Below are 19,648 nucleotides of genomic sequence, written 5' to 3' on the forward strand. Positions count from 1 at the left end.
ATGCCATCCACGACTGAAATCCCTTCCCCAGGCTCCTCATGAGCAGGGGACACCCGTTGCAGCCGTGCACAGCAGGCGCACATCTCAACAGTAGGCCGCAGAAGGCTTTCTCGGGCAGCTGTCCACCGCTGTTGCCCGAATGCGACCCAGCCACCCGCGTCCGTCTGCTATGCGCTGAACGGGTGATCCCGGCTGCGGTTCTTCCCCCCTCTCACCGCCCCTTTCCCCGTCCCGCGCCGTGCCTACTCCTCGGTCGGCACAGCCACTTCACGGGCCGCGTCCGGGCCCTCCGCCAAAAGGACGGCAAATCCCTCTTCGTTCAGGACAGGCACCTTCAACTGCATGGCCTTGTCGTACTTCGAGCCGGGGCTGTCGCCGACCACCACAAATCCGGTCTTCTTTGAAACAGATCCGGTCACTTTTGCGCCAAGACTCTGGAGCGCCTCTTTCGCGCCATCCCGCGTGTAGTTCTGCAGGGTCCCGGTCACCACGACCGTGAGGCCTTCCAGCGGGCGGGGCCCCTGCTCCTCGCCGGCGCCCTCCTCCTCCATCCGGACCCCGGCCGCCCGCCACTTGCGCAGGATCTCCCGGTGCCAGTCCTCCTCGAACCATTGTTTGAGCGAGGCGGCGATGGTCGGTCCGACGCCCTCCACGGCGGCCAGTTCCTCCTCCGACGCCTGCTCGATCCGCTCCAGCGACCGGAACTCGCGGGCCAGCGCCTCCGCCGCGACCGGCCCCACGTGCCGGATGGAAAGTCCCGTGATGATGCGGGCCAGCGGTCGCCGCTTCGCAGCCGCGATGTTCTCCAGCATGGCGAGGGTGTTCTTCTTCGGCTCGCCCTCCTGGTTGGCGAAGAAGGTGACGACCTTCTCCTCGCCCGTCTTCGGGTCACGCTTGGGAAGCCCCGAATCCTGGTCCAGGACGTACGACTTGATGGGCAGCAGCTGCTCGACCTTGAGGTCGAACAGGTCGCCCTCGTCGCGCAGCGGCGGCTCGGCCGGCTCCAGCGGCCTGGTGAGCGCGGCCGCCGCGACGTACCCGAAGTTCTCGATGTCCAGGCACTTGCGGCCGGCCAGGTAGAACAGCCGCTCCCGCAACTGGGCGGGGCAGGACCGGGCGTTGGGGCAGCGCAGGTCGATGTCGGCCTCCTTCATCGGCCGCAGCGGCGTACCGCACTCGGGGCACTCGGACGGCATCACGAACTCCCGCTCGCTGCCGTCCCGCAGGTCCACCACCGGCCCCAGGATCTCGGGGATGACGTCGCCCGCCTTGCGCAGCACCACCGTGTCCCCGATGCGTACGCCCTTGGCCTTCACCACTTCCTGGTTGTGCAGGGTGGCGAACTCGACCTCGGAACCGGCGACCGTGACCGGCTCCACCTGGGCGTACGGCGTCACCCGCCCCGTACGCCCCACCCCCACCCGGATGTTGACCAGCTTGGTGTTGACCTCCTCCGGCGCGTACTTCCAGGCGATGGCCCAGCGCGGCGCCCGCGAGGTCGAGCCGAGCCGCCCCTGGAGCCGGATCTCGTCGAGCTTGACGACGACGCCGTCGATCTCGTGCTCCACGGAGTGCCGGTTCTCGCCGAAGTAGGCGATGAACTCCCGCACGCCCGCGAGGTCGTCGACGACCTTGTTGTGCTGCGCGACCGGCAGACCCCACTCGCGCAGCAGGTCGTACGCCTGCGAAAGCCGGTCGATGTCGAAGCCCTCGCGGGCCCCGATGCCGTGCACCACCATGTGCAGCGGGCGGCTCGCGGTGACCTTCGGGTCCTTCTGCCGCAGCGAACCGGCCGCCGCGTTGCGCGGGTTGGCGAAGGGCTTGTCCTGCGCCGCCACCAGCCGGGCGTTCAGCTCCTGGAACTTCTCCATCGGGAAGTAGACCTCGCCGCGGATCTCGACCAGGTCCGGGATCCGGTCGCCCTTCAGCCGGTCCGGGACGCCCGCGATCGTACGGATGTTGGGCGTGATGTCCTCGCCCGTGCGCCCGTCGCCGCGCGTCGCGGCCCGCGTCAGCCGCCCCTTCTCGTACGTCAGATTGACCGCGAGGCCGTCCACCTTCAGTTCGCACAGAAGGTGATACGGCACGGCGCCCAGCTCATTGGCGACGCGCTCGCCCCAGGCCGTCAGCTCCTCGTCGTCGAAGGCGTTGTCGAGGGAGAGCATGCGCTCGCGGTGCTGGACCGCGGTGAAGTCCGTTTCGTACGCCCCCGCGACCTTCTGGGTCGGCGAGTCGGGCGTACGCAGCTCCGGATACTCGTCCTCCAGCGCCTCCAGCGTGCGCAGCAGCTGGTCGAACTCGGCGTCGCTGATGACCGGCTGGTCCTTCACGTAGTACCGGAAGCGGTGCTCCTCGACCTGCTCAGCGAGCTGTGCGTGCCGATCCCGTGCCTCAGCGGGCACCGCCGCCTGCTGTTCGCCAGCCACCGTCTTGTCCTCCCGTTTCCGATTCCCGTTACTCAGGGTTGTCCGCGAGCGATCTCGCGGCCCTGGCGCAGTGCGCGAGCGCGGCGCGCGCGTACGCGGGAGAAGCCCCCGCGAGCCCGCACGACGGAGTGAGTACCAGGGACTCCGCCAGAGTCCCCGGATTCAGCCCCAGCCTGCGCCACAGCGTCCTGACACCCATGACGCTACCGGCCGGGTCCGACAATGCCGTGTCGGTCCCCGGCACGATTCCGGCGAACAGCTGCGTACCGCCCTCCACCGCCTCACCGATCGCCTCCTCGTCACGCTCAGTGAGCAGCGAGAAATCGAACGAGACCCCCGCCGCGCCGGCCCGCCGCAGGAGGGCGAACGGCACGTCCGGCGCGCAGGAGTGGACCACCACCGGGCCGTCATGGGCCCCCATCACATCCCGCAGCGTCCCCTCGACGAGTTGACGGTCCACCGCCCGGTACGTCCGGTATCCGCTGGCGGTCCTCACCTGCCCGCGCAGTACGGCCGTCAGCGACGGCTCGTCGAGCTGGAGCACGACCTGCGCGCCCGGCACCCGCCGCCGCACCTCCGCGAGGTGCCCGCGCAGCCCTTCCGCCAGGGAGCCCGCGAGGTCGCGGACCGCGCCCGGGTCGCGGAGCACGGCCTCGCCGTTGCGCGTTTCCACTCCTGCCGCCAGCGTCCACGGCCCGACGGCCTGCACCTTCAGCGGCCCCGTGTACCCCTGGGTGAACTCCTCCAGCGCGTCGAGGTCCTCCCCCAGCCAGGACCGGGCGCGCCGGGTGTCGCGCCCCGGCCGGTCGCTGAAGCGCCAGCCGCTGGGTTCGAGATGGACGTACATCTCCACGAGCATCCCGGCGGTCCGCCCGATCATGTCGGCGCCGGGGCCGCGTGCGGGCAGCTCCGCGAGGTACGGGAAGTCCTCGAAGCTGCCGGTGACGGTCCTGGCGGTCTCGCGGGCGTCTGCACCGGGCATGGACCCGACGCCGGTCGCGGGTCCCCATACGTACTCGCCCTTGCTCTGTTCGCTCATCGGCCCGGCCTTACGGACAGGTCGTTGACCTCGGCGTCGCGCGGTAGGTCGAGGGCCATGAGGATCGTCGTCGCGACCGACTCGGGATCGATCCAGCGCGACGGGTCGTACTCCTTGCCCTCCTGCTGGTGGACCTTCTCCTGCATGGCGCTGGCGGTACGCCCCGGATAGACGGAGGTGACGCGCACGCCGTTGGCGTGCTCCTCCTGGCGCAGGGCGTCGGCGAGGGCCTTCAGGCCGTGCTTGCTGGCGGCGTACGGTCCCCATTCGGCGTGCGCGGCCAGCCCGGCGCCCGAGTTGACGAAGACCACGTGGCCCTTGTCCTGGCGGAGTTGGGGCAGGAAGAGACGGGTCAGCTCGGCCGGGGAGATCAGGTTCACGTTGAGCTGGTGGTGCCAGGTCTTGGTGCCGAGGTCGCTGATCCGGCCGAGGTCCACGACGCCCGCGATGTGCAGCAGCGAGTCGACCCGCTCCGGCATGGGCTGGTGGGAGAACGCCCAGGAGAGCCGGTCCGGGTTCGCGAGGTCGCCGACGAGCGTACGGGCGCCGGGGAAAGTCTCGGCGAGCTGCTTGGCGCGGCCCGCGTCGCGGGCCATCAGGACGACGTCGTCGCCGCGCTCGTGCAGGCGGCGGGCGACGGCCGCGCCGATGCCCGATCCCGCTCCGGTGATCACATGTGTAGCCATAGGGCCCATGCTCGCATCACCGCACTCCGAGGGACTCCTCAAGGTAGGCGAGCGCCGCGACGCCGTCTTCCGCGAAGAAGACCAGGTCGGCGAGGGGGACGGGCAGGAAGCCCTCCGCCTCCATCCGCTGGAACTGCAGCTTGAGGCCGTCGTAGAAACCGGCCGTGTTGAGCAGCACCACGGGCTTGGTGTGCAGCCCGTGCTTCTTCAGCTCCAGTATTTCGGTGGCCTCGTCGAGTGTGCCGGTGCCGCCGACCATGATGACGATGGCGTCGGACTTGGCGAGCATCAGCGCCTTGCGTTCGGCGAGGTCCTTGGCGATCACCATCTCGTCGGCGTTCTCGCGCGCCACGGTGTGCAGGAACTCCACCGATACGCCCACGAGCCGCCCGCCGGCCTCCTGCACGCCGTCCGCTACGACCTTCATCAGGCCGGCCTCCGAGCCGCCCCACACCAGAGTGTGGCCGCCCTTGCCGATCAGTTCACCGAACTCGCGGGCGGGGCGGGTGTAGCGCTCGTCGAGGTCGGCGGCGGAGAGGAAGACGCAGATGTTCAGTGCCATGGGGAAGAACCTACGCCGCGCCGATGCTGGAGTGTGAGAGAGGGCTGTCGCACCACAGAGCCCTGGAGACCGAAGAGAGGGGCGCCCGTGACCGCAGGACACCGCATCACCGTCGAGCAGGGCACCACGCATGTACGTGTCACGCACGGCGGGCAGGTGCTGGCGGAGAGCCGCCGCCCGCTGCTGCTGCGCGAGACCGGCCTGCCGGTGCGTTACTACCTCCCGCCCGACGATGTCAGGACCGACCTGCTGACGCCTTCGGACAGGCGCACCCACTGTCCCTTCAAGGGATACGCGTCGTACTGGTCGCTGCCTGACGCCCCGAACCTGGTGTGGGCCTACCTCGACCCGGTGCCGGAAGTGGCCGCCGTGAAGGGCCACTTCTGCTTCTACGAGACGGAGGTTGTCGGTACGGGCTGAAGTTTTTTCGCGGGGAGCGATGAGTTCCCGGGCGCCGGCCGGTCAGCACCTCATGACCAAAGTGATTTCCCGTGACGGCACACCCATCGCCTATGAACGGCGGGGCGAGGGGCCGCCGTTGATCCTGGTGGGCGGTGCGTTCAGCACGGGCGGCGCCGAGGCGCCGCTGGCGGCGTTGCTCGCGCCGCGATTCGGCGTCGTCACGTACGACAGGCGCGGCCGCGGCGACAGCGGGGACACCCCGCCCTACGCGGTCGCCCGCGAGGCCGAGGACCTGGCGGCCCTGGTCGAGGAAGAGCGCGGTCCCGTGTCTGTGTACGGCATGTCGTCGGGCGGGGCGCTGGTCCTGGAGGCGGCGGCGAGCGGGGTGCCGTTCGACAGGATCGCCGTGTACGAGCCGCCCTTCACCGTCGTCGAACCGAGCGACAGGATCGCCAAGGCGCGGTACACGACACGCCTCGGCGAACTCCTGGCGGCCGGCGACCGCGGGGGCGCCGCCGAGCTCTTCCTGTCGGTGGTGGGCATGGAGCCCGAAGTCGTCGCGCAGGTGCGCGAGGCACCGATGTGGCCCGAACTGGAGGCGGTGGCACCGACTCTGGCCTACGACGACGCGGTGATGGGCGACGGCACGGTGCCGGCGGAGCGGCTGGCGTCCGTCAGGCCGCCGGTGCTCGTCGTCGACGGCGGGGCGAGCCCGCACGCGATGCGGGAGGCGGCCCGCCGGGTCGCGGGGGCGGTACGCCGTGGCCGCCACCGCACCCTGACGGGCCAGGTCCACGACGTATCACCGCACGTTCTGGCCCCGGTGTTGCGGGAGTTCTTCGCGGCGTGAGACCGGCCGGGGCGGTCAGGCGGCGAGCGACGCGGGCGCCAGCGACGCCGGGCCGGGCGGGGGCGGCCCAGTGGCGATGGCGAGCTCGAACCAGATGGTCTTGCCGCCCGGCCCGTACGGCCCCTCCCCTATGGCGCAGCCGCCCCATCGGTCGGCGACGAGTTCAAGAATCGCGAGCCCGCGCCCGTCCTCGTCGTAGACGGACACTCCGTCGCGCTGCGGCTTCGGCAGGTCGGGGCTCATGTCCCAGACGCTGACGCGCAGTACGGGGTGCAGCCAGTGCAGGCGGACTGCGGCGGGCCCCTTGGTGTGGCGTACGGAGTTGGTGGCGAGCTCGGAGGTCAACAGCTCGGCGCGGTAGCTGAGTTCGTCGAGGTCGTGGGCGGTGAGGATCGCACGCAGGGTGGTGCGGGCGATCCGGGGACTGCGCGGATCACAGGGGAAGTTCAGCTCGTACTGCCACGGTTGGTCGAACGGAATGGGGGTGGGGTGAGTGTGGAGGGTGGGTTCTGTCCTCACGAGACACATCCTGTGGTGCGTGTGAGTGGTGAACGAGTGGGTGCGTACCAGCAGGCGTTGAGGCCTGAGCAGTGGCAATGCCGGTCGCGGAACCTACCGTCCCGGGCCGGGCAGGGTGAACCGGTGCGCTTCCGCCGACGACGACTACGCGAGTGGTACGGGTCACACCGTAGCGGCACATTTATAACCAGTGCGACCACTTTCACTGATACGAGTTCAATTCATCGGGCCGGTGGACTGGGGACGGCAGTATCGGCACACTGTCCGCGAACAGGAGAGGGAACATGGCCCCAAGGCAGGCACCCACGATCCGTCAGCGACGGTTCGGCACAGAGCTACGACGACTCCGCGAAGCCGCAGGCATGTCGGCACCCACCGCGGCAAACCTGCTCGGCGCAGACCGGACGGCGATCTCGAACATCGAGGCCGGCCGCTTCGGCATCAGCGAGGACCGGCTGCGACGCCTGGCAAGCATCTACGAATGCGGAGACGAGGCACTGATCGACGCCTTGGCCCTGATGACGGGTGGCCGCAAGGGTGGCTGGTGGGACGAGTACCGGGGCAGGATTCCGCCCGGTTTCCTTGACGTCTCAGAGCTTGAGCATGACGCGGCGCGTCTGCGGACGATCCAGACCGCGCTTCTACCCGGCTTGTTCCAGACCGAAGATTACGCACGTGCCACGTTCGAGCTCCCCGTGCCACCACTTCGACGGCTCGAAGTCGAACTACGGGTGGAACACCGGCTGACCAGGCAGTCCGTAATCACCGGACAGGAACCCGTCCCCTACGTCGGGGCCATCCACGAGGCTGCCCTGCGGATGCAGCTCGGCAGTCGCAGCATTGCCCGCGCTCAGCTTCAGCACCTCTTGAAGGAGAGCGAACGCCCCAACGTCACATTGCTGGTGATCCCGTTCACCGCCGGAGGCTTCCCACTCCTGGACTCGTCGGTCCTGTACGCAGAGGCCCCGAACCCCCACCTGGACACAGTGCAACTGGACTCACCAACAGGGGCCGTCTTCATCGACTCCCCAACCCAGTTGGCCAACTTCCGTACCCGACTGGACTTGTCCGAAGAGGTGGCGTTGACTCCAGACAGGTCCAGGGAGTTCATCCACACCATCGTCAAGGAGCTGTAAGCGGTGTCGCAGGCGTCCACGTTGCATTGGCTCAAGTCCTCGTTCTCCGGCGACGGCGGCAACAACTGCATCGAGGTCGCAGCAACCGAGAACGGGGCGGCTCTCCGCGAGAGCGACAGCCCGGCCATCGTGATCTCGACGAGCCAAGCTGCTCTGCGAGCGCTTCTGCTCGGGGTGAGGGCCGGGGGGCCGCAGGACCTCATCCTCAATCACCAAAGGCATGTGAGACGTCCATGAAATTGCCCGAACGCAATTGGCAGCGCTCGTCCTTCTGCCCAGAAGGAGGCAACAACTGTGTCGAGGTGGCGGCAACACACCGCAATGGCGTTTCGATCAGGGAGAGCGAGAGCCCGGCTGCCATCGTCGCAACGAGCCGGGCCGCCTTGCGCGCCCTCCTGCTTGGAGTCAAGGCCGGGGAAATCGAGCTTCCCCGGCTGTGATCGACGGGTACACCGCCGGGCACCTCGCCGCTGAGCAGGTCCTCGACCGCGCCCTGCTGAACGACGCGCAACTTGGCAATCGCCGCTCGCTGCCGCAGAGCTCAGGGCAAGCCCCAGACAGGGCGCTAGGCAGCGAGCGGGATCCGGGGGCAGCCGCATCACGAGGTCCGGGTAGCTGTACATCTGCCCGACGTTCCAGTAGGTGCCGACAAGGCCCCCGAGTTCCCGGGTGTCGGCCCAGCTCATCAGCAGATCACCATCGGACCGTCTGTGGTCAGTCCACGTCCCCGTACGACGTGGCCACCTTCAGGCCGTCGATCCAGTTGATGACGCGCTTGTCCTTGACCTCCGCGCCGTAGGTGCCGAACCGGGTGTCATTGCCCAGGTCGTCCCAGGTACGGCCGGAGAACGAAGCGACCTTGGAGCCGTTGTAGTACGCCTCCACCCAGCCGGAGGAAGCGCTGCTCGAGGTGTGGATGCCGAGCACGATCCGCTTGTACGTACTGGTGGTGACCCGTGTGGACCACTTCAGGGTCCACTTCTCGCCGACCTCGATGTGAAACAGCTTCAGGACCCCGCCCTCGACCTTCATCAGGACCGGATAGTTCTGCTGATGCTGGTCGCCTGTGCCGTACGACTTCCACTGGAAGATCGTGCCGGCGTCCGGGGTGTTGGTGGAGGTGTCCCAGCCCAGGTAATAGGTCGAGTTGTTCTTGAAGGTGTAGCGGGACCCGCCGACGCTGATCCCGTGCGCCTCGCAGCGCTCCAGGCCCAGCGGCTTGTTGAACTTGAAGACCTTGCCGCGCCCGTCGTTGTTGTCCTGCGCTACGACGCTGCCGGGGGAGTCGCACAGGAGCGAGGAAAACACTCCGGTGCCGCGAGAGGCGTCGCCGTCCCAGATGACGGAGGCTTCGGCGGGGGACGGTGACAGGAGGACCAAGGAGGAGGCAGCGGCGATGAGAGCGCCGGTGCGCTTGCGCATGAGGGGGCTCCTTGTGGGGGTTGGGGTGGTGCCTGCCCGCCGAGCTGCGGGCGATGAGCAAGCGCTGTCTAGCATGTGCGCGATCGAACGTTCAATAGAGGGAGGTGAGTTGAACGCTTCAACCGTTTGCCGTCTCTCCTGTTCCCTGCGGTGTGTGAACGGTGTGAGGGCAGGTCGGCGCATAGTGCACCCACTCCGGGGTCGTCCGGGAACACAAAGTCCTCCTCCCCCGCCGCCTTGCGTACGGCGGCGACGACCTCGGAGGGCGTGCAGCCGTTCTTGCGGTCGACGAGGTGGAAGAGGAACGGCTGCAGTGCCCCTCCGCCGACCCCGTACGTGCCTGGTGGATCAGCTGACGGCTGTTGCCGCCCGGCCAGCCAGGACAGGCGGGCCGGGCGCGTGCAGACTTGCGTCATGACGGCAGCACACGACTACGAGCACCTGCACCATCTGGTCGACCGGCTCAGTCCGACCCAGGCGCGGAAGCTTCGGCTCATCACCAGCCAAGACGACGAGCTGTCCCAGGTCGGCCAGGACATCCCGGACACGGCCGGGGCGAGCCACGAAGAGGATGGCGGGCTCCCGGACGGCTTCCGCGCGCTGTTCGGCAGCATCAACTCGCCTCCGAGCATCACGACGACCACGCGCGTGAACGTACGGAGCGGCAGTGGGGCGCAGTCGAGTGATCACAACCGTCAAACACCACGCCCAGTGCCTGGCCCTGCTGCGGTAGGCCGTCGGGCGTTCAACCGAGTCAGCCGGCAGCCACAGCCGCCCGGCTCGTCGTCGCGATCGTTGCCGAGCCGACCACGCGGGTGCCGTCGTACAGCACGATCGCCTGGCCGGGGGCGACCCCGCGCACCGGCTCGGTGAAGGTGACCCGGAGCTCCGAGCCGTCGATCAGCTCCGCCGTCACCGGCGTCTCGCCGCCGTGCGCGCGCAGCTGCGCGGTGTACGTACCGCTGCCCGCCGGGGCCGTACCGCACCAGCGGGGCTTGATGGCCGTGAGTGCGGTGACGTCCAGGGCCTCTGCCGGGCCCACCGTCACCGTGTTGTTCACCGGGGAGATGTCCAGGACGTAGCGCGGCTTGCCGTCGGCGGCGGGGTGGCCGATCCGCAGGCCCTTGCGCTGGCCGATGGTGAAGCCGAAGGCGCCCTCGTGGCTGCCGATCTTCGTACCCGACTCGTCGAGGATGTCGCCCTCCGCCTTGCCGCCGAGACGGTTCGCCAGGAAGCCCTGGGTGTCGCCGTCCGCGATGAAGCAGATGTCGTGGCTGTCGGGCTTCTTCGCGACCGCGAGACCCCGGCGCTCGGCCTCCGCGCGGATCTCGTCCTTGGTGGTGAGGGTGTCGCCGAGCGGGAACATCGCGTGCGCGAGCTGCCGCTCGTCGAGGACGCCGAGGACGTACGACTGGTCCTTGGCCATGTCGGACGCGCGGTGGAGCTCGCGGCTGCCGTCCTCCTTCAGGACGACGGTCGCGTAGTGGCCGGTGGCCACCGCGTCGAAGCCCAGCGCCAGCGCCTTGTCGAGCAGCGCCGCGAACTTGATCTTCTCGTTGCAGCGCAGGCAGGGGTTCGGGGTACGCCCGGCCTCGTACTCCGCGACGAAGTCCTCGACCACGTCCTCGCGGAAGCGCTCGGCGAGGTCCCAGACGTAGAAGGGGATGCCGATGACGTCGGCGGCCCGGCGCGCGTCGCGCGAGTCCTCGATCGTGCAGCAGCCCCGCGCGCCCGTACGGAACGACTGCGGGTTGGCGGACAGGGCGAGGTGTACGCCGGTCACATCGTGCCCGGCTTCGGCGGCGCGGGCAGCGGCAACGGCGGAGTCGACCCCGCCGGACATGGCGGCGAGGACACGGAGGCGGCGCGGGGTCTCAGTCATAGCTCCACCAGGGTAGACGGAACCACCGACAGGGCCGAAAGCGTTAAAGGGCTCATGGAGCAGAAGAGGGTGGCAGGGGTGAGCAGACGGGCGCTGTTCATCGGGGGCGGGGCGGCCGTCGTGGGCGGTACGGCGGCCCTGTACGGGGAAGAGCTGTCCCGGCTGTGGTGGCTCGTGCCGGGCATCGACAAGCAGCGTACGGCGGGAGAGGTCGATCACAAGGGCGCCCAGTGGGTGGCGGCGTCGGCCGCGAATCTGCGGACCGCTGACCGGCCCGCCGACTACACGATCGACCGGATCGTGATCCACGTGACGCAGGGCAGCTTCGCCTCGGCCGTACGCGTCTTCAAGAACCCGCTGCACGCGGCCGCCGCGCACTACATAGTGCGGGCGAAGGACGGCCACATCGCTCAGATGGCGCGGGAGCTGGACGTCGCCTACCACGCCGGCAACCGCTCGTACAACGAACGCAGTGTCGGCATCGAGCACGAGGGTTTCGTCGACCGCCCGGAGGACTTCACGGACGTCATGTACCGCTCGTCGGCCCGTCTCGCCGCCGGGATCTGCCGTCGGTACGAGATACCGGCCGACCGGAAGCACATCATCGGCCACGTCGAGGTCCCGGGCACCGACCACACCGACCCGGGCCCGCACTGGGACTGGGCCCGCTACCTCCGGCTCGTACGTAAGGAACTGGCGGGCGGGGCCCCGGTCGAGGCCTAGCTGTGGCCTAGCTGTGCTGCCCGACGGGCCACCTCACTGTCCCGGAATTGGCAACAGGACTTGCCGCCATCATCCGGCAGGTCGCACGCTCCTCGGCATGAACCACACAGCGATCCCGGACACGGGCATGGCTGCGGGCGACAGGGGAGTCCAGGTTGAAGCCGATCAGTGCGGGACAGGACGAAGCAGCCGGAAGTACGGAGCGGACGCCTTCAGTCCGGTGGGCGCTCGCCGGACTTTCGATGTCCATGCTGCTGTCCTCGCTCGGCACCAGCATCGCCAATGTCGGTTTGCCGACGCTGGCGCAGGCGTTCTCCGCCTCCTTCCAGGACGTCCAGTGGATCGTCCTCGCCTATCTCCTCGCCATCACCACCGTGATCGTCAGCGTCGGACGGCTCGGTGACATCATCGGCCGCCGACGGCTGCTGTTGAGCGGAATCTTCCTGTTCACGGTGGCCTCGGTCGTGGGCGGCGTCGCGCCCAGCCTCTGGTCTCTGATCGCCGCCCGGGCGGCGCAGGGCCTCGGAGCGGCCGTCATGATGGCCCTCGCCATGGCGTTTGTCGGTGAGACGGTTCCCAAGTCAAGGACCGGCAGCGCCATGGGGCTGCTCGGAACGATGTCCGCGATCGGTACCGCTCTCGGTCCCTCGCTGGGCGGCGCTCTGATCTCGGGACTCGGCTGGCGGGCGATCTTCCTTGTCAACGCGCCTCTGGGCGTCCTGACTTTCCTTCTCGCACACCGCCACCTGCCCGCTGACAAGCGGCAGCCCGGAGCCGTCCGGCCCCGCTTCGACCATGTGGGCACGCTGCTGCTTGCCGGGACGCTCGCGGCTTACGCACTCGCCATGACGATGGGGCACGGCAGTTTCGGCGCGCTCAACATGGCGCTGCTGTCCGCCGCCGCCGTCGGCGTCGGCCTGTTCGTGCGCGCCGAGGCGAGAGCGGCCTCACCTTTGATCCGACTGACAATGTTCCGCGATCCACTGCTGAGCGCGAGCCTCGCCATGAGCACGCTCGTCTCGACGGTGATGATGGCGACGCTGGTGGTCGGGCCGTTCTATCTCTCTCGTACGCTCGGCCTCGATGCGGCTCTTGTTGGACTCGTCCTTTCGGCCGGTCCGCTGGTCGCCGCGCTGACCGGTGTGCCGGCCGGTCGCATCACGGACCGTTTCGGCCCACACCGCATGACCGTCGTCGGGCTCATCGCGACAGCGGCCGGTTCCTTCCTTCTGTCCATGTCGCCGGCGACGCTCGGTGTCTGCGGCTACATCGCCCCCATCGCAGTCATGACCGCCGGCTATGCGGTGTTCCAGACGGCCAACAACACCGCCGTCATGACAGATGTCCCCCCGGATCAGCGGGGCGTCATTTCGGGCACGCTCAACCTGTCGCGCAATCTCGGGCTCGTCACCGGCGCATCCGTCATGGGCGCTGTGTTCGCGCTCTCGTCGGCGACGACCGACGTCACAACGGCGCCTGCCGGGGCCGTTGCCACCGGAATGCGGGTCACGTTCGCCGTCGCGGCGATTCTGATCGTCGTCGCGCTCGCCATCGCGGTCGGCAGCCGTGCGCTCTCGCGGAAAGCGGAAAAGGTCGAGTGAATGAGCGGACCTGCCCCAGGGCGGTCCCCCGGTCAGACGAGTCCGGCCGTACGCGCCCGCTCCACCGCCGGGCCGATCGCCTCGGCCACCGCCGTTACGTCCTCGGCCGTCGAGGTGTGCCCGAGCGAGAAGCGCAGGGTGCCGCGCGCGAGGTCCGGGTCGGTTCCGGTGGCCAGCAGGACGTGGCTCGGCTGGGCGACTCCGGCCGTGCAGGCGGACCCGGTGGAGCATTCGATGCCCTGCGCATCGAGGAGCAGGAGCAGGGAGTCGCCCTCGCAGCCGGGGAAGGTGAAGTGGGCGTTGGCCGGCAGCCGGCCGCCCGGGGACGGGTCGCCGCCGAGGACCGCCTCGGGGACCGCCGCGCGTACGGCCGCGACCAGGTCGTCGCGCAGGCCGCCGATCTCGCGCGCGAACCACTCCCGCCGCTCGGCCGCGATCCGGCCCGCGACCGCGAACGCGGCGATGGCCGGGGCGTCGAGAGTGCCGGAGCGTACGTGCCGCTCCTGGCCGCCGCCGTGCAGTACGGGTACAGGTGTGTACTCGCGGCCCAGCAGCAGCGCGCCGATGCCGTACGGCCCGCCGATCTTGTGCCCGGACACGGTCATCGCGGCCAGCCCGGAGGCGGCGAAGTCGACGTCAAGCTGCCCGAAGGCCTGCACCGCGTCGGCATGCAGCGGTACGTCGAACTCGGCGGCCACGTCGGCCAGTTCGCGGACCGGCATGACGGTGCCGATCTCGTTGTTGGCCCACATCACGGTGGCCAGGGCGACGTCGGACGGGTCGCGTTCGATGGCGGCGCGCAGCGCTTCCGGGTGGACCCGGCCGTACGAGTCGACCGGCAGGTACTCGACGGTCGCACCCTCGTGCTCGCCCAGCCAGTGCACGGCGTCCAGCACCGCGTGGTGCTCGACAGGGCTCGCCAGCACGCGGGTTCTGCGCGGGTCGGCGTCGCGCCGCGCCCAGTACAGGCCCTTGACGGCGAGGTTGTCGGCCTCGGTGCCGCCGGCGGTGAAGACCACCTCGCTCGGCCGGGCGCCGAGGGACTCCGCGAGCATCTCGCGGGCCTCCTCGACGGTACGCCGCGCCCGGCGGCCGGCGGCGTGCAGAGACGACGCGTTGCCGGTGACGGCAAGCTGGGCGGTCATCGCCCCGACCGCTTCCGGAAGCATCGGGGTGGTCGCGGCGTGGTCGAGGTAAGCCATGGTGGATTCGATTCTACGAGCCCGCCGGACGCTCCCCGGTCCCGCCCTTGCTCCCCGCCGCGCTCTTTCAGCCGCCGAAGGTCCAGGACAGGCTGCCGTCGGCGGAGGCGAGTACGGCGAGGACCACCAGGTCGGCCACTCCGAGGCCGAGCCCCAGCAGCGCCCTGCCCCGGCGTTCGGTGCCGCGCTTCAGGGCCATGGCGGCCAGCACGATGACGACGGGGCCGAGGAAGATGTTGAGTACGAGCAGTCCGACGAGGCCGAGTACGAACGACGCGACGGCCATGCCGTCGGCGTCCCGCAACCCCGTGCGGCCGCGTGCGGATGTGGTGAACTCCATGGCGCGTTCAGCTCCTTCGGGTGGACCGTCGCGAGTGACGCTCACGGGCGGCGAAGACCAGCAGCCAGACGCCGATGAGCGCGGCGGTGACGAGGGACACCGGGACCGGCACGTGGGCCACCGAGCCCATCAGCACCCCCAGCAACAGCAGAGCCGCTACGAGGACGAACACGTGAACCCCTCCTGGGAGTACGACTGTTCACTGACTGCCCAGTCTAGGCTTGCGCCCACGCTTCTCCGCAACAGAGAACAGTTGTTTACTGAATGTCATGAGTCACACCCTCGGCATCCGCCAGGCCCAGAAGCAGAAGACCCGCCAGTCCCTCATGGAGGCGGCGCTCGTCCTGCTCGAGGACCAGAGCCTGAGCAGTCTCGGTCTGCGCGAGGTGACCCGCGCCGTAGGCGTGGCCCCGACCGCCTTCTACCGGCACTTCCGGGACACGGCCGACCTCGGCGTCGCGCTGGTCGACGAGGCTCTGGGCAGCCTGCACGCGGTGATCCGCGCGACCCTCGCCGCGACCGGCGACAGCGCCGAGCGCATCGACGGCACGGTCGGCCTCATCGCCCGCCACGTCCGCGCGTACCCCTCCCATGTCCGCTTCATCGCCCGCGAACGCCACGGCGGCGTGGAGCCGGTGCGCACCGCGATAGGGGAGCAACTGCGCCTGTTCGCCGACGAGGTGGCAACCTGGCTCGCCACCCAGCCCGACTCCGCGGGCTGGAGCGAGGACGACCTGCGGATGCTCGCGCACGTCTACGTCGACCACATGGTGATGACCGCGTCCGCGTTCCTGGAGGCCGAGCCGTACGGCGACGAGCGCGTCGAGGCCGCCGCTTCCCTCGCCCGCCGCCAGCTGCGCCTGGTCAGCCTCGGCCGCAGCCACTGGCTGGACTGACGCCGCCGCTGCCGCGCCGGCGGGGGCTCGGCCGCGCGGACGCCGGCCCTGCGCAAGCTCAGCCGCGCGGCGCCCGTGCCAGTTGCCGGGACTGGGCGACGAGCCGGTCCGCGCTGTCCCAGACCTCCGCGTCCTCCTCCAGGAAGCCGCCCGCGAGGTTGCGGGTGGCGATGGAGACGCGCAGCGGTCCGGGGGCGGGCCGGCAGCGTATGTGGGTGGTGAGTTCGACGGTCGGGGTCCAGCCCTGGAGGCCCAGCTCGAACGAGGTCGGCGGCAGCGCGTCGACCGTGAGCAGCAGCGAGAGCGGGTCGGCGTCGCGGCCGTCGGCGAGGCCGAACCAGCCGCGCATCTCGCCGTTGCCGGACGGCTCGCCGACGGCCCAGCCGACGGTGGCGGGGTCGAGCCGGATGTTGAGCCGCTCGGTGATGGCCGAGCTGCTCAGGATGGCGGTGGGCCCGGCCTCGGTGCCCAGGCAGTGCTCGTACGGCGGCATGGCGGGCGGCTTGGCGGTCGTGCGGACGTCGTCGGTCAGGGCGTCCAGGTCACCGTACGAGGCGAGGACGCGGATCCGCTCGACCTCGGTGCCGTCCTCGGCGTACTGGAAGAGGGAGGCCTGGCCGGTGGAGAGGGTGCGTCCGCTGCGGACGGTCTGCGTCCGGACGACGGCCGGGCCCGCCACGGAAGGGGTCAGGTAGTGCGCCGAGACCGTGAACGGATCGGGGTGCGGCAGGGCGTCGCCGAGTGCCCGGCCGAGCAGGGCGAGGAGGTAGCCGCCGTTGACGGCGCCGAAGATCGTCCAGCCCGCGGAGAGGTCCGCGTCGTAGACGCCCGGCTGCGATGCGCGCGGGGAGATCGCGGTGTCGCGGTCGAATTCGCTGTCCCCGATGGATGCCTGTGCCATGGCATGCACGGTACACTGGCACGTTACTAAGCGGTAGCTAAGCGGCCGGGCTAAGTCGTCGCCTCGGACTGCTCCTCGGCCTTCGCCGAGCTCCGGTTCCAGGCGCGCGGCGCCCGCCAGTGGAAGTGCAGCGCCAGCAGCCGCAGCACGAAGGCCGTGACGACGGCGATTCCGCTGGTCACCGCGTTCAGCGCGTCGAAGCGGATGAACATGACGACCATGGCGGCGCCGACGATCGCGGGGACGGCGTACAGATCACGGTCCCAGCGCAGCAGCGAAGGCACCTCGTTGGCGAGGACGTCACGCAGTACGCCGCCACCGACGGCGGTCGCGAGGCCGAGGGCCGCCGAAGCGGTCAGGCCGAGCCCGTACTCGTACGCCTTGGTGGTGCCCGTGACGCAGAAGAGCCCGAGCCCGGCCGCGTCGAAGGCCATGACCGAGCCCTGGATGCGTTCGACCTCGGGGTGCAGGAAGAAGACCAGGGCGGCCGCGATCAGCGGGGTGGTGAAGTACCCCAGGTCGGTGAACGCGGCCGGCGGCACCGCGCCGATGATCAGGTCGCGGAGCAGCCCCCCGCCCAGCGCGGTGACCTCTGCGAGCACCGCGATGCCGAATACATCAAAATTCTTGCGCACGGCGAGCAGGGCGCCGGAGATCGCGAAGACGAAGATCCCGGCAAGGTCGAGCGAATGCTGGACGGAGGGCGTGAAGAGTTCCTGGAACACCGGGCAATTGTGCCGGTTCTAATCCTTGCCCACGTCCTTGGTGTCCGCGGGCGCCGCTTCGTCCCCGGAAACCGCCGCCGGTGGCGTGACGTCGACGATCTCGATCGCCTCGCGCGCCGTCTCCAGCACCTTCGACGACTGCGGCGCCTGGTCGGGCGCGTTCTCCGGGTGGTGGCAGGCCACCTGGTGGCCGGTCTTGAGCGCGGTCAGCACCGGTTCCTGCGTCGTGCAGATGTCCGTCGCCTTCCAGCACCGCGTGTGGAAGCGGCAGCCCGAGGGCGGCGAGATCGGCGACGGCACATCGCCCTTGAGCAGGATGCGTTCGCGCTTGTGCTTGCTGCGCGGGTCGGGCACCGGGACGGCCGACAGGAGCGCCTTGGAGTACGGGTGCATGGGCGCCTCGTACAGATCCTTGCGGTCCGCCAGCTCGACGATCTTGCCGAGGTACATCACCGCGATGCGGTCCGAGACGTGCCGGATGACCGAGAGGTCGTGCGCGATGATCACGTACGTCAGCCCGAGCTCGTCCTGGAGGTCGTCCAGCAGGTTCACCACCTGAGCCTGGATCGACACGTCCAGCGCCGACACCGGCTCGTCCGCGACGACCAGTTTCGGCTTGAGCGCGAGCGCCCGCGCGATGCCGATGCGCTGGCGCTGCCCGCCCGAGAACTCGTGCGGATAGCGGTTGTAGTGCTCCGGGTTGAGACCCACCAGCTCAAGCAGCCGCTGGACTTCCCGCTTCACCCCGCCCTCGGGCGTGATGTTCTGGAGCTTGAAGGGCGCGCTGACGATCGTGCCGACCGTGTGGCGCGGGTTCAGCGAGGAGTACGGGTCCTGGAAGATCATCTGTACGTCGCGGCGCAGCGGACGCATCCGGGCGGTGCCCAGGTGCGTGATGTCCTGCCCCTCGAACTCGATCTTTCCGCTGGTCGGCTCCAGCAGCCGCGTGACGAGCCGGCCCATGGTCGACTTGCCGCAGCCCGACTCGCCCACCACACCCAGGGTCTCCCCCGGGCGTACGTCGAAGTCGAGACCGTCGACGGCCTGGACCGCGCCGACCTGGCGCTGGAGGATGCCCTTCTTGATGGGGAAGTGCTTCACCAGGCCGCTGACCCTGAGCAACGGCTCGGTCGACGGCGAAGACGGCGAAGAGGTTGAGGAGGCTGAAGAGGTCGCCTGCTCCGGGATCGTCACTTCTGGATCCTTCGTCTCGCTCACAGCTTCGGCGCAATCTCTTCGGTCCAGATCCGCGTCCGGTCCTCGGCCGCCATGTGGCAAGCGGAATAGTGCCGTTCGGATTCCTTGCCCGGCAGCACCTTGAGTTCCGGCCGCTCGGTGCGGGTGATCCCGCCCTTGGGCACGTCCGCGTACGGGCAGCGCGGGTGGAACGCGCAGCCGCTCGGGATGTTGATCAGGCTGGGCGGCGAGCCCTTGACCGGGATGAGGCGCTCGGTCTGGTCGCGGTCGATGCGCGGCATCGAGCCCAGCAGGCCCCAGGTGTACGGGTGCTGGGGCTCGTAGAAGACCTTCTCCGCCGGACCGCGCTCGATGCACCGGCCGCCGTACATCACGAGGATGTCGTCGGCCAGCTCGGCGACGACGCCCAGGTCGTGCGTGATGATGATGACCGCCGACCCGAACTCCTTCTGCAGATCGCGGATCAGGTCCAGGATCTGCGCCTGGACGGTGACGTCCAGGGCGGTGGTCGGCTCGTCCGCGATGAGCAGCTCGGGGTTGTTGACCAGCGCCATCGCGATCATCGCGCGCTGGCGCATACCGCCGGAGAACTCGTGCGGGTAGCCGTCGAACCGCTTGTCGGGCTGCGGGATGCCGACCCGGTCGAGCAGTTCGATGGCGCGCCGCTTGGCGGCCTTCTTGTCGACCTTGTTGTGGATGCGGTACGCCTCCACGATCTGGTGGCCGATCGTGTAGTACGGGTGCAGCGCGGACAGCGGGTCCTGGAAGATCATCGAGATCTCGCGGCCGCGCAGCTTGCGTACCTCATCGGGGTCGGCGGACAGCAGTTCCTTGCCGTCCACCCAGATCTCGCCCGAGATCTGGGCCTTGCGCCGGCCGTACTGGCCGACGGTGTGCAGGCCCATGATGCCGAGCGAGGTCACCGACTTGCCGGAGCCGGACTCGCCCACGATGCCGAGGGTCTTGCCCTTCTCCAGCTGGAAGGAGAGGCCGTCCACCGACTTGACGAGGCCGTCGTCGGTGGGGAAGTGCACCTTGAGGTCGCGTACGTCGAGGAAGGCGTCCGGCCGCGGGGAGCCGGTGCGTACGGGCTCGCCGACCGCACCGGTCTTCGTCAAGGGGGCTCCGGGGGCCTCCCC

The 19,648-nt window shown here is 69.4% G+C and carries 22 protein-coding genes; 8 read left to right on the forward strand and 14 right to left on the reverse strand.

The window, feature by feature from the left end:
• Positions 1-242: 242 nt before the first annotated feature.
• The 4 genes from ligA to J7E96_RS03385 are packed head-to-tail and all read right to left on the reverse strand — an operon-like array spanning position 243 to position 4,707.
• The gene (ligA, locus tag J7E96_RS03370; protein ID WP_215127256.1) at positions 243-2,426 is read right to left on the reverse strand and encodes an NAD-dependent DNA ligase LigA; all 2,184 of its coding nucleotides are present in this window, start codon (positions 2,424-2,426) and stop codon (positions 243-245) included.
• 28 nt (positions 2,427-2,454) lie between these two features.
• Positions 2,455-3,465 (reverse strand): methionine synthase, encoded by a 1,011-nt coding sequence (locus tag J7E96_RS03375; protein ID WP_215127258.1) that lies wholly within the window; start codon positions 3,463-3,465, stop codon positions 2,455-2,457.
• Positions 3,462-4,151, reverse strand: a complete 690-nt coding sequence (locus tag J7E96_RS03380; RefSeq protein WP_215127260.1) for an SDR family oxidoreductase — start codon at positions 4,149-4,151, stop codon at positions 3,462-3,464. The genes J7E96_RS03375 and J7E96_RS03380 overlap by 4 nt, the downstream gene beginning before the upstream one ends.
• Positions 4,152-4,167: 16 nt before the next feature.
• On the reverse strand, positions 4,168-4,707 hold the full coding sequence (locus J7E96_RS03385) for a TIGR00730 family Rossman fold protein (RefSeq protein ID WP_215127463.1): 540 nt from the start codon (positions 4,705-4,707) through the stop codon (positions 4,168-4,170).
• A gap of 93 nt (positions 4,708-4,800) precedes the next feature.
• Between J7E96_RS03385 and J7E96_RS03390 the strand changes: the two genes are divergently transcribed.
• Both J7E96_RS03390 and J7E96_RS03395 read left to right on the forward strand, forming a co-directional pair.
• Positions 4,801-5,133 (forward strand): DUF427 domain-containing protein, encoded by a 333-nt coding sequence (locus tag J7E96_RS03390; RefSeq protein ID WP_215127262.1) that lies wholly within the window; start codon positions 4,801-4,803, stop codon positions 5,131-5,133.
• 52 nt (positions 5,134-5,185) lie between these two features.
• Complete coding sequence (locus J7E96_RS03395; protein ID WP_215127264.1) at positions 5,186-5,965, forward strand: alpha/beta fold hydrolase; 780 nt, start codon at positions 5,186-5,188, stop codon at positions 5,963-5,965.
• A 15-nt stretch (positions 5,966-5,980) separates the two neighbouring features.
• On the opposite strand, the gene J7E96_RS03400 is transcribed toward J7E96_RS03395, so the two are convergent.
• Positions 5,981-6,493, reverse strand: coding sequence for an ATP-binding protein (locus J7E96_RS03400; RefSeq protein ID WP_215127266.1), 513 nt, complete (start codon positions 6,491-6,493; stop codon positions 5,981-5,983).
• A gap of 275 nt (positions 6,494-6,768) precedes the next feature.
• Between J7E96_RS03400 and J7E96_RS03405 the strand changes: the two genes are divergently transcribed.
• From J7E96_RS03405 to J7E96_RS03415, 3 genes are read left to right on the forward strand one after another with little or no spacing between them, the layout of a single operon-like run.
• On the forward strand, positions 6,769-7,620 hold the full coding sequence (locus tag J7E96_RS03405; RefSeq protein WP_215127268.1) for a helix-turn-helix transcriptional regulator: 852 nt from the start codon (positions 6,769-6,771) through the stop codon (positions 7,618-7,620).
• A gap of 3 nt (positions 7,621-7,623) precedes the next feature.
• Positions 7,624-7,857, forward strand: a complete 234-nt coding sequence (locus tag J7E96_RS03410) for a DUF397 domain-containing protein (protein WP_215127270.1) — start codon at positions 7,624-7,626, stop codon at positions 7,855-7,857.
• Positions 7,854-8,060, forward strand: a complete 207-nt coding sequence (locus J7E96_RS03415; protein WP_308295822.1) for a DUF397 domain-containing protein — start codon at positions 7,854-7,856, stop codon at positions 8,058-8,060. Before J7E96_RS03410 ends, J7E96_RS03415 begins: the two co-directional genes overlap by 4 nt.
• 274 nt (positions 8,061-8,334) lie before the next feature.
• Here the strand turns inward: J7E96_RS03415 and J7E96_RS03420 are convergent, their stop codons facing one another.
• The gene (locus J7E96_RS03420) at positions 8,335-9,042 is read right to left on the reverse strand and encodes a polysaccharide lyase (RefSeq protein WP_215127272.1); all 708 of its coding nucleotides are present in this window, start codon (positions 9,040-9,042) and stop codon (positions 8,335-8,337) included.
• A gap of 754 nt (positions 9,043-9,796) precedes the next feature.
• Complete coding sequence (gene mnmA / locus J7E96_RS03425) at positions 9,797-10,924, reverse strand: tRNA 2-thiouridine(34) synthase MnmA (RefSeq protein WP_215127274.1); 1,128 nt, start codon at positions 10,922-10,924, stop codon at positions 9,797-9,799.
• 54 nt (positions 10,925-10,978) lie between these two features.
• Between mnmA and J7E96_RS03430 the strand changes: the two genes are divergently transcribed.
• Both J7E96_RS03430 and J7E96_RS03435 read left to right on the forward strand, forming a co-directional pair.
• A complete protein-coding gene (locus tag J7E96_RS03430; protein WP_215127277.1) occupies positions 10,979-11,647 on the forward strand; it encodes an N-acetylmuramoyl-L-alanine amidase in 669 nt (222 codons plus the stop codon).
• Positions 11,648-11,802: 155 nt separating this feature from the next.
• Entirely contained in the window at positions 11,803-13,248 is a 1,446-nt protein-coding gene (locus tag J7E96_RS03435; RefSeq protein WP_215127279.1) for an MFS transporter, read from the forward strand.
• 32 nt (positions 13,249-13,280) lie between these two features.
• Here J7E96_RS03435 and J7E96_RS03440 read toward each other — a convergent pair whose 3' ends face one another.
• From J7E96_RS03440 to J7E96_RS03450, 3 genes are all read right to left on the reverse strand, one after another.
• On the reverse strand, positions 13,281-14,450 hold the full coding sequence (locus J7E96_RS03440) for a cysteine desulfurase family protein (protein WP_215127281.1): 1,170 nt from the start codon (positions 14,448-14,450) through the stop codon (positions 13,281-13,283).
• A 67-nt stretch (positions 14,451-14,517) separates the two neighbouring features.
• Entirely contained in the window at positions 14,518-14,790 is a 273-nt protein-coding gene (locus J7E96_RS03445; protein ID WP_215127283.1) for a DUF4190 domain-containing protein, read from the reverse strand.
• 7 nt (positions 14,791-14,797) lie between these two features.
• On the reverse strand, positions 14,798-14,962 hold the full coding sequence (locus tag J7E96_RS03450) for a hypothetical protein (protein WP_215127285.1): 165 nt from the start codon (positions 14,960-14,962) through the stop codon (positions 14,798-14,800).
• 97 nt (positions 14,963-15,059) lie between these two features.
• Here J7E96_RS03450 and J7E96_RS03455 point away from each other — a divergent pair, with 97 nt between their 5' ends.
• A complete protein-coding gene (locus J7E96_RS03455) occupies positions 15,060-15,686 on the forward strand; it encodes a TetR family transcriptional regulator (protein WP_215127287.1) in 627 nt (208 codons plus the stop codon).
• Positions 15,687-15,744: 58 nt separating this feature from the next.
• Here the strand turns inward: J7E96_RS03455 and J7E96_RS03460 are convergent, their stop codons facing one another.
• Genes J7E96_RS03460 through J7E96_RS03475 form a run of 4 tightly spaced genes read right to left on the reverse strand, consistent with a single transcriptional unit; the run spans position 15,745 to position 19,627 of the window.
• Positions 15,745-16,587: a thioesterase family protein gene (locus J7E96_RS03460; RefSeq protein WP_215127289.1), complete on the reverse strand. Its 843-nt coding sequence runs from the start codon at positions 16,585-16,587 to the stop codon at positions 15,745-15,747.
• Positions 16,588-16,637: 50 nt separating this feature from the next.
• Positions 16,638-17,312 (reverse strand): trimeric intracellular cation channel family protein, encoded by a 675-nt coding sequence (locus J7E96_RS03465; protein ID WP_215127291.1) that lies wholly within the window; start codon positions 17,310-17,312, stop codon positions 16,638-16,640.
• Positions 17,313-17,330: 18 nt separating this feature from the next.
• The gene (locus J7E96_RS03470) at positions 17,331-18,500 is read right to left on the reverse strand and encodes a dipeptide ABC transporter ATP-binding protein (RefSeq protein ID WP_308295830.1); all 1,170 of its coding nucleotides are present in this window, start codon (positions 18,498-18,500) and stop codon (positions 17,331-17,333) included.
• Positions 18,501-18,526: 26 nt separating this feature from the next.
• A complete protein-coding gene (locus tag J7E96_RS03475; RefSeq protein WP_215127295.1) occupies positions 18,527-19,627 on the reverse strand; it encodes an ABC transporter ATP-binding protein in 1,101 nt (366 codons plus the stop codon).
• Positions 19,628-19,648 lie beyond the last annotated feature (21 nt).

Source organism: Streptomyces sp. ISL-96, assembly GCF_018614035.1.
GTDB lineage: Bacteria > Actinomycetota > Actinomycetes > Streptomycetales > Streptomycetaceae > Streptomyces.